Annotated in this window: 8 protein-coding genes and 1 pseudogene; 2 read left to right on the forward strand and 7 right to left on the reverse strand. The window is 65.5% G+C overall.

Going from position 1 to position 9,349, the window contains the following annotated elements:
* Window positions 1–32 precede the first annotated feature (32 nt).
* Together PO768_RS26335 and PO768_RS26340 are read right to left on the reverse strand one after the other, a co-directional pair.
* The gene (locus PO768_RS26335; RefSeq protein ID WP_272648420.1) at window positions 33–545 is read right to left on the reverse strand and encodes a hypothetical protein; all 513 of its coding nucleotides are present in this window, start codon (window positions 543–545) and stop codon (window positions 33–35) included.
* Window positions 542–1,696 carry an AAA family ATPase gene (locus PO768_RS26340; RefSeq protein WP_272648421.1) on the reverse strand — a complete coding sequence of 385 codons (1,155 nt, stop codon included), beginning with the start codon at window positions 1,694–1,696 and terminating at the stop codon, window positions 542–544. Before PO768_RS26340 ends, PO768_RS26335 begins: the two co-directional genes overlap by 4 nt.
* 490 nt (window positions 1,697–2,186) lie before the next feature.
* On the opposite strand from PO768_RS26340, the pseudogene PO768_RS26345 reads away from it, so the two are divergent.
* Window positions 2,187–2,465 (forward strand): annotated as a pseudogene (locus tag PO768_RS26345) (ATPase, T2SS/T4P/T4SS family); the annotation flags it as partial.
* Window positions 2,466–2,581: 116 nt separating this feature from the next.
* Here PO768_RS26345 and PO768_RS26350 read toward each other — a convergent pair.
* Together PO768_RS26350 and glmS are read right to left on the reverse strand one after the other, a co-directional pair.
* Complete coding sequence (locus tag PO768_RS26350; protein ID WP_272648422.1) at window positions 2,582–2,950, reverse strand: hypothetical protein; 369 nt, start codon at window positions 2,948–2,950, stop codon at window positions 2,582–2,584.
* An 852-nt stretch (window positions 2,951–3,802) separates the two neighbouring features.
* Window positions 3,803–5,680: a glutamine--fructose-6-phosphate transaminase (isomerizing) gene (gene glmS, locus PO768_RS26355; RefSeq protein ID WP_269838157.1), complete on the reverse strand. Its 1,878-nt coding sequence runs from the start codon at window positions 5,678–5,680 to the stop codon at window positions 3,803–3,805.
* 142 nt (window positions 5,681–5,822) lie between these two features.
* Here glmS and PO768_RS26360 point away from each other — a divergent pair, with 142 nt between their 5' ends.
* A complete protein-coding gene (locus PO768_RS26360; protein ID WP_272648423.1) occupies window positions 5,823–6,332 on the forward strand; it encodes an Lrp/AsnC family transcriptional regulator in 510 nt (169 codons plus the stop codon).
* On the opposite strand, the gene PO768_RS26365 is transcribed toward PO768_RS26360, so the two are convergent.
* From PO768_RS26365 to PO768_RS26375, 3 genes are all read right to left on the reverse strand, one after another.
* Window positions 6,319–7,503, reverse strand: a complete 1,185-nt coding sequence (locus PO768_RS26365; protein ID WP_272648424.1) for a class I SAM-dependent rRNA methyltransferase — start codon at window positions 7,501–7,503, stop codon at window positions 6,319–6,321. The genes PO768_RS26360 and PO768_RS26365 overlap by 14 nt on opposite strands.
* 24 nt (window positions 7,504–7,527) lie before the next feature.
* The gene (locus PO768_RS26370) at window positions 7,528–9,054 is read right to left on the reverse strand and encodes a hypothetical protein (protein WP_272648425.1); all 1,527 of its coding nucleotides are present in this window, start codon (window positions 9,052–9,054) and stop codon (window positions 7,528–7,530) included.
* Window positions 9,051–9,349: tyrosine-type recombinase/integrase (locus tag PO768_RS26375; RefSeq protein WP_272648426.1), on the reverse strand; the 299-nt coding region annotated here is incomplete at its 5' end. The genes PO768_RS26370 and PO768_RS26375, both read right to left, overlap by 4 nt.

Consider the following 9,349-nt stretch of genomic DNA (forward strand, 5'->3'; position numbering starts at 1 on the left):
TCCGCCTGGTTGGTACGGCGGGAGGGGGCAGGTCACTTTGGGCCGCCCAGGTTCACGATGCGCTCGGCCGGCGCGAAGGCGGCAAACTGTTCGATGTGGGTTAGGTCTTCGCCCTCGTCGGACTGCGCGTCGATGGTTTCCGTCCACTGCGAGAGCTTACGGAAGGCTTGGCGCTTGCCGGCGACGAACAGCTCGGTGGTCGTAGTCTCTTGTGGTTGCCCCTTGCGAGTCCAAGCCTTCGGCTTGACCTTGACGGTGCGGCTGCCGATGGACTCCAGCCCCGTGCTGCGCAACAGGCCGGTTGGGAAATATGAGCGAGCAATGAAGCTGGGATTCATCATCAACCGGGCCACGGCGAAGTCTCCCGGACAGGCGTCGGCAGACAGTTCGTCGAGCGCCTTCGCAGCGCTGCGGACTTGGGGCACCAACAGTTCCCGCGCCTGCGCGAAGGTGTAGACCTCAGCCTTGCCGGGCATGCGCCTCGGACCGACGATGTCATGGGTCAGTAGCTCGCCACGACCGATCAGGAAATTGGTTTGGCTCATGCGTCAGCCTTTCTCCGGGGCGCGGCCTTTCGTGCCGCAGGTGTCTCGTTGGTGTACTTGCGGATCGTGTCCCGGCTCACCCCGGTGATGTCGGAGACGGTGTGCTGGGACAAGCGGGTCTGCTTGGCAAGCATCACCGCCAGATCGATGCGGCCCTGCCTGTCGAGCGCCAAGGCGCGTGCCTTCATAAAGTCCTCGACCAGGTCGGCGTCGGTGGTCGTGCCCAGGGCCACAGCGCGCCGGAAGCGCTGCACATCACGCTCAATGTCGCTGAACGAGTGCCCGGCGAATGCAAACACCAGGATGTCGATCCAGCGCGCAAAGAGGGCATAGTCCGGTCCGAGGAAGCGCTTGATGGCTTCCTTGACGGCCTGCTCATCGGGTGTCTTGAAATGGACCACCAAGTCGAAACGGCGCCACAACGCCGGATCGATCAACTCCGGGTGATTGGTGGCCGCCAGCAATACGCTGCTGGAAGGCCATTCGTCGACCTCCTGCAGGATCACAGTGACCAGGCGCTTGAGTTCGCCCACGTCGGTGTCATCGCTGCGCCGCTTGGCAATAGCGTCGATCTCATCCAGCAGCAGCACGCAGGGCTCGCGCTTTGCGAAGTCGATGGCCGCCCGCAGGTTGGCGCCGCTCTTGCCCAGCAGGCTGCTCATCACGGCGGTCAGGTCGAGCACGTATAGCGGCACCTTCAACTGCGCAGCCAACCAGCGGGCCGTAAGCGTCTTGCCGACCCCAGGCGGTCCCACAAAGATGGCTGATCGGGTCGGCGTCAGCCCCATGGCCCGCAGCCGATCACTCTGCCGGCGCTCGGCTATGAGTTGTCCCAAGACATCATCGACATCGCTGGACAGCAGCGGCGCGTCTTTGGTCGGCGCGTCCTTGAACACCTTCAGGAGCGAGAGGCGGGATTCGTCGTCTACCGGCAAGGCATGGGTCGTCGACGGCTGTGGCGACAGCTTGCGCATGGGAGAAACGCTGCGCGCCGGCTTCGACTTCAGGAACAGTTCAAGCTGCTCGGCGAGGTCGGGCGCCGTCCCGCGGTACTTGCGGACCAGCCGCGCCGCGAACAGGCGCACATCTTCCGTCTGCTCGGCCAGAGCCAAGCGAACCATCTGGGCTAAATCTGATTGCTCTTCCTTCATTTCGCCCATCACTTCTTTAAATCATTGATTTATATAGATAAAACCAAAATCATGGTTGGACTAGATCAATTCTCTCACAAATCAAAGTAAAGTTGGCGAACCAAGCCAATGCCAGTAGCTGTGACAGTCTGGCCGTTACCCAGTGTCCGGGCCGTGCGACCTCGAAACAGCGAGCCCGCGCACCGCCGCCGGGCTTGCGGGCTGCGCGCCCCGGGTTTCGTGCCGAATCCCATCCATCCGGCTTTGATCCCTGACGCCTCTGCGGCATCGCGGCTGCGCGCTGCGCTTGCCGGGCGGTGGTGACGTGCGAATGGGGTCGCGGGTTTGCAAGGCAGACTCAGCCGTTCGATGCAACACACTGATCACCGTGACCGCGGCCGACCTGGCGCTGCTCGACGACGACGACCTGCCCCGCTAGACCCGGCCCTGCAGCGCACGGCCCGGCTAGCGCCCCTCGACCCCAATGACGAAATCGACCTATGAGCTAAACCCGCTGGCGCGCCCAGTCGCCGACGGAATGATGACCGCCGCCCAGTACGGACCTCCTTAGGCGAGGTGGACGCGAGCGCCAGAAGGTGCTGATCGCCCCCCCCCAGCAGCGGCAACACGACCTTGGCCAACGTGCTGCTGGCCGAGATCGCTATCACAGCCGCCCGCGTACTGGCGCTCGAAGACACGGTGGAACTGCAACGCGCGGCCCGACCACGTACCGCTGCATACGCGGGCAAGCGTGGTGTCCATGACCGAGCTGGTGCGCTCGTCCATGCGCCAGGCCAAACAAGCATGCCCGCTGGGCTACTGGGGTACGCAGAAAACTCGGTGCGAATAACTCACGGCACAGACAGCAGAGCCCTGCTTTAGGCTCGTGGTCGGGTATGAGACAGCTTACGACTGGTCCCAGACTTCGATTACAAGAGGATCAGTCGGCCTGCAAGCAGTGATGCGCTCGACGTAAGCCGTGAAGTCGCCGATCCAACCGGCGGGCATGAAGTAGTCGTCACCGTGGACGGGGAAGTCACCGTGCGCCGGGGGCTTCCCATTGGCGATGAGCGGGAGCGCCGCTGCCGCGGTCGTGCTGAATCGGGTCGGGTAGCCATTGCCCGACTCGAACTTCGCAAGTCCGCGTTCGAGCAGACCATCGATCCAATCCACACCACCAATGCTGCTGCGCCAGGTCGCAAGCGTTCGGACGTCGCCAACCTTCACTGGCTCGTCACCGCTAGCTATGGAAATAACAACGAACCAACCCAGCACTGTCGCAACACTCCTCGCCATCGATACTGCGACTCCGATGGTCAATTACACCCGCACGCCAGGGCGGGAGACGTGCTATTTTCTGCCCATGAAGCAAGACGATCAATGTCCAGGCCGAGCGACCCAACCTAAGCCATCAGGTGGCTGCGGGCAGAATCCTCAACTCAATACCAAGCTGCATATGCGTTTGATGCTTGAAGGTGGTGCAAGACCGTCAACATTTGCATCAGCGATGGAGGCACTCGCTCGCATCCGTCAGAAGCGAGATGCGGAGGCCCGGTGCAACGGGCAGTGAAATCAACAACTTACCGCGCCCGCAATTGCGGGACTTCACCGCAATTCACCGCAAAGCGCGGAGCTCCTGAGAGGTTCAGGTTTTTGAAGCCATGTTTTCGCCCCGCGATCTCGACCTGAAGAGTTTGGCTCTGCACACACTGGTCGCGCAGAAGATGCGGTCGGACCCCTCGCTGTTCTTAACGGCGCGAAGCAATCTAGAGCGCCTGGCAGATCGGGACGGCGGTGGTCCTGACTTGTACGCAACAGCATGGCTTGCTGTATTCGATCAAGGCCTTGACGAAGCCCTCGCTGTCGCGACGTCAGACACAGAGCTGGGACAGTCCATGCGGTCGAGCTCACCATTTGCGGGCATTCTGAGTGAGAGTGAGCGTCTTGATTTTCTCAAGGCGTGGGCATCTCGAACCCCGCCAGGAAGGACCCTCTAAGAGCGTCGTGCCGCCAAGTCCTCACATGCTGCAGTTACAAATGAGCGACGCCAGGGGAATTCCAGACGGACTTTATTTCCGCCCGACGGACCTTATTCCCCCCGATCATCACGCGGGGCTGAGCAGCCCCTCACTCCACCGTCACGCTCTTCGCCAAATTGCGTGGCTTGTCGACATCGGTGCCGCGCGCGCAGGCGGTGTGATAGGCCAGCAGCTGCAGCGGGATCACGTGCAGGATGGGGCTCAGGCTGCCGTAGTGCTCGGGCATGCGGATCACATGCAGGCCGGGCTCGCTCTCGATCTGGGTGTCGCCGTCGGCGAACACGTAGAGCTGGCCGCCGCGGGCGCGGACTTCCTGCATATTGCTCTTGAGCTTTTCCAGCAGCGCATCGTTGGGCGCCACCGTGACGACCGGCATCTCGGCGGTCACCAGGGCCAGCGGCCCATGCTTGAGCTCGCCGGCTGGGTAGGCCTCGGCATGGATATAGCTGATCTCCTTGAGCTTGAGCGCGCCTTCCAGCGCGATCGGATAGTGCAGGCCGCGGCCGAGGAAGAGCGCGTTCTCCTTGCGCGCGAATTCCTCGCTCCAGGCGATCACCTGCGGCTCCAGCGCCAGCACCGCCTGCACGGCCACCGGCAGATGGCGCAAGGCCTTCAGGTGCTCGGCCTCCTGCGCCTCGCTCAGATGGCCGCGGGTCTGCGCCAGCGCCAGGGTCAGCATGAACAGGCCCACCAGCTGGGTCGTAAAGGCCTTGGTGGAGGCCACGCCGATCTCGGCGCCAGCACGGGTGATGTAGGCCAGCTCGCATTCGCGCACCATCGCGCTGGTGGCCACATTGCAGATCGTCAGCGTGTGCGTCATGCCTTGAGCGCGGGCATGCTTGAGCGCGGCCAGCGTGTCGGCGGTCTCGCCGCTCTGGCTGATCGTGACGACCAGGGTGCGCGGGTTCGGCACACTGTCGCGGTAGCGGTATTCGCTGGCGATCTCGACGCTGGTCGGGATCTTGGCGATGCTCTCCAGCCAGTACTTGGCGGTGGAGCCCGAGTAGTAGCTGGTGCCGCAAGCCAGGATCAGCACCGAGTCGATCTCCTTGAAGATGCGATAGGCACCGTCGCCGAACAGCTCCGGGCTGATGCCGGTGACGGCGTCCAGCGTGTTCGCAATCGCCACCGGCTGCTCGAAGATTTCCTTCTGCATGTAATGCCGATAAGGGCCCAGCTCGGCCGCGCCGCTGTGCGCGTGCACGGTGCGCACCTCGCGAGTCTGGGCCTCGTAGCGGCCGGTCTCGGTATTGCGCTTGCTGATCCAGTAGCGGCCCAGCTGCAGGTCCACCACATCGCCCTCTTCCAGATAGACGATCTGGTCGGTGACGCCGGCCAGGGCCATCGCGTCCGAGGCGACGAAATGCTCGCCCTGCCCCGCCTCGGTGCCAACCCCCAGCACCAGCGGCGAACCCTCGCGCGCAGCGATCACGCGGTGCGGCTCGTCGCGCGCGAACACCGCGATCGCATAAGCGCCCTTGAGTCGGGTCAGCGCCTGTTGCACCGCCTCCAGCAGATCGCCGTTGTAGAGCTGGTCGACCAGATGGCAGATCACCTCGGTGTCGGTCTGGCTGCTGAAGACATAACCGCGTGCCTTCAGCTCGGCGCGCAACTCATCGTGGTTCTCGATGATGCCGTTGTGGACCAGCGCGATCCGGCCGGCGGTCGCGGTGTTGGCATCGGCGCCCGGGCCGTGCGAGAAGTGCGGGTGGGCGTTGTGCACCGCCGGCGCACCGTGGGTGGCCCAGCGGGTGTGGGCAATGCCGGTGCCGGAGGCGATGCCGTCCTCGGCCGCCAGCGCATGCAGTTCGGCCACGCGCGAGGTACTACGGGCGCGCTTGAGCTCGCCACCCTGGTGCACGGCCACGCCGCAGGAGTCATAGCCGCGATATTCCAGGCGCTTCAGGCCCTCGATCAGGATGGGGACGATATTGCGCTGACTGACGGCGCCGACGATGCCACACATGAGTTGCTCCTGCCTGAGGCTTTGAATAGATGCCGGATGGTAGGCAGACAGCGAAAACCAATGTTTTCAAATTCTCTCGTTAAATGAAATAATAAACCACACCCATCATTTCAAGAATGAATATTTCAAATTTCCAATTTCCATGAATAATTCGGCCAATTCCATTGCGCTGGACACCACCGATTTGCGGGTGCTGGACTTGCTGCAGCAGGACGCCTCGCTGTCCAACCAGGCACTGGCCGAGCTGGCCCATGTCTCGCCGGCCACCTGTCTGCGGCGCGTCAAGCGCCTGGTCGAGACCGGTGTGATCGAGCGGCGCGTCGCTCTCCTGTCGCCCGACAAGCTGGGCGCCGGCCTCAGCGCCATCGTCGAGATCACGCTGGACCGCCAGGGGGCCGAGCATCTGGCGGCCTTCGAGCAGAAGCTGCTGGCCGAGGTGGCGGTGCAGCAGTGCTACCGCGTCTCACCGGGACCAGACTTCGTGCTGATCCTGCAGGTGCCCGATATGCCGGCCTATCACGCGCTGGTGTTGCGTCTGTTCACGCAGGACGCCAATGTGCGCAACGTCAAGACCTTCTTCAGCGTGCTGCGCAGCAAGTTCGAGCCGCGCATCGCGCTACCCGCAGCCCAGGGCGGTCTCAGCCGCGCTTGAGCACCAGCAGACCCTTCAGGTACTCGCCCTCGGGGAAGCAGATGGTCTGCGGATGGTCGGGTGCAGCAGCCACGCGCTCCAGGATGTAGCCATCGGCCGGCGCATCCAGGCCGGCGCCGGCGACGATCTTGTGGAACAGGTCCGGCGCGATGCCGCCCGAGCAGGAGAAGGTGAACAGCAGGCCGCCGGGCGCCAGCAGCTTGAAGGCCAGGCGGTTGATGTCCTTGTAGGCGCGGGCGGCGCGCTCGGCGTGGGCTACCGTCGGCGCGAACTTGGGCGGGTCCAGCACGATGGCATCGAAGCGCTCGCCGGCCTCCAGCAGGCCGCGCAGGGTCTGGTTGACGTCGGCGTCGCGCGCCTCGTGGCGGCCAGGCTCGAAGCCGTTCAACGCCACATGGGCACTGGCCCTGGCCAGCGCCGGCCCCGAGGAATCGACGCTGATGACACGCTCGGCGCCGCCGGCCAGCGCCGCCACCGAGAAGCCGCCGGTGTAGCTATAGCAGTTCAGCACGCGCTTGCAGCCGTAGTGGCGCACCGCGTCGGCAAAGCGCTTGCGGTTGTCGCGCTGGTCCAGGTAGTAGCCGGTCTTGTGGCCGGTGGCGATGTCCAGGGTCAGCCGCCACTGGTGCTCGGCGATCGTCAGCTCGGTTGCGCCCTCGCCCTGCAGCCAGCCACAGGCCTCGGCCAAGCCCTCGAGACCGCGCGAGGCGGCATCCGAGCGCTCGTAGAAACGGCTCAGGCCGGTCTGCCGGAGCAGGCTGTCGACAATGGTTTTCTTCCAGCGCTCGACCCCGACCGCGCCGAACTGCGCCACCAGGGTGTCGCCATAGCGGTCGACGATCAGGCCCGGCAGGCCATCGGCCTCGCCATGGATCAGGCGCAGCGCGTCGGAGGCCACGGCCAGGCGGGTCCGCATCGCCAGCGCCTGGGCAATGCGGCGCTCGAAGAAGGCGGCGTCGATGCGCTCGGCCTCGTCAAAGCTCCAGGCCCGCAGCCGGATTTGCGAGCTGGGGCTGAACGCCGCCCAGCACAGGAACTGGCCCTCGTGCGACTCGACCCGCACGGTCTCACCCGGATCGCCCCCGCCCTTGTGCAGCGAGCTTTCAAACACCCAGGGGTGGCGGCGTTGCAGCGAGCGTTCCTTGCCCGCGCGAAGACGTATGGATTTCATGCGGCAGATTGTCGCCGCTGTGGCTCAGCGGCTCAGCGCCCCGAAGGCATAGCCCAGCGAGACATTGACCAGCGGTGAGGACTGCGTCTGGCCGCGCAAGGTACGCCACTGGCCGATACCGGTGCGCAGCCGCAGCCGCTCGCTCTCGCCGAAGCGCCATTCGGCCCAGGCCTCGCCCTGCGCGATCGCGCCGCCGGTCACCGCGACACCGCCGCCGCCGGCCGCACCCACCAGCAACTCGGCACCGACGCGCGGTCCGCCGGCCAACGGCTTGCCCTGCAGGCCCAGCCCGAACAGGCCGAAGGAGTAGGCACCGGCGCGCCCGAAGGCCGCGCTGCCGGCCTGGGCCGTGCCATAGAGATGGGTGCCGAGATCACGGCTCATCACCATCGCCAGATGGCCGACGCTGGTCTCGTGCCCGTCCTTGAACCTGACCTTGGGCAGATGCATCAGGCTGGCATAGACACTTTGCGTGCGCACCACGCCGCCCTCGTCATTGGGCTGGCCGAACAGGCCGGTGGCCTTGTCCAGCGGCAGGCCCAGCGAGGCGCGCACATAGGTGGACTTGAAGCTGCCGGTCAGCGAGCCCATCACGCCGGCGTCCAGGTGCAGGGCCGGCCCCCAGGGGGATTTCCAGCGCAGCGTCGGTCCGCCCTTGACCAGCCAGCCATTGCCGGTGTCGACATCGCCACCGCCGCCCAGGCCGGTCGCCACATGCCAGCCGGCACGCAGATTCGGCCCGCCCAGACCGTAGTCCTGACCCATCGTCGCCAGCACTTCCATATAACCATCGGCGCCGCCCGAGGCCGCACCAGCCGCCTCCATGCCCCACCAGGCGCCCTCGGTCACATACTGGCGCAGCACCGCGCCGGCCTTGCCCATGCGCTGGGCCGGCGCACCGCTGCGGTTGCGCGCACCGGAGCGCGGCTTGTACGAGCCCACGCTCAAGGACACCTCATCGACGCCCAGGCCGCTGCGGCGCGTGTTCTGCACGCGCCGGCCTGCATCGCCGGGCGCATAGCTGAAGAAGCCATCGGAATAGCCCAACACCAGGCCCAGCGAGGTGCCGCGCACATTGCCGCGACCGTTGGGGAAGGCAGTATGGGCCAGCGACACGCCGCTATACCAGCTGCCGAACTCGGTGCGCAGCGACAACTCGGGGCGCAACATCAGGCCGCCGCCGAAGCGCACCTTGTCCGAACTCAGGCCACCACCGGCACCGGCATAGAGGCCGGCCGCCGCATGGGTGCTGGAGCCCAGCCGCCAGCGCCGCTGGGCGGTGAAACCCACCGTGAAGATCCCGCCGAAATTGCCCTTGGCCGAGCCATAAAAGCTCGGGCCCACGCCCCAGTCCTCGTTCATCGCGACCAGATAGCTGGCGCCCAGCAGCGCGATGCGCTCGCCGGTGGGCATCTTCAGCGGCGTCCAGTTGGCCTCGAAGGCGGCCGGCTGGGCCTGCAGAAAGCCCGGCCGCGGCAGCGGCGACTGGGCTTGTACGGCGCCGCTGAGCACCAGCAGCGGGAACAAGGGCATCAGGTAACGAGGTTTCATTGCTTTTTCTTCGCGCGCGGATGCGCGGCGTCGTAGACCTTGGCCAGGTGCTGGTAGTCCAGCTTGGTATAGACCTGGGTGGTGGTGATATGGGCGTGGCCCAGCAGCTCCTGCACCGCGCGCAGATCGCCGCTGGACTGCAGCAGATGCGAGGCGAATGAGTGGCGCAGCATATGCGGGTGCACATGGGCCGGCATGCCGGCGGCCAGCGCGCGCGCCTTCAGCAGCGCGCGCACCTGGGCCTCGTTGATACGGCCGCCGCGCGCGCCCACCAGGAGCGCCGCTTCGCCGGCCC

The sequence above is a fragment of the Paucibacter sp. XJ19-41 genome (genome assembly GCF_028462495.1).
GTDB lineage: Bacteria > Pseudomonadota > Gammaproteobacteria > Burkholderiales > Burkholderiaceae_C > Roseateles_E.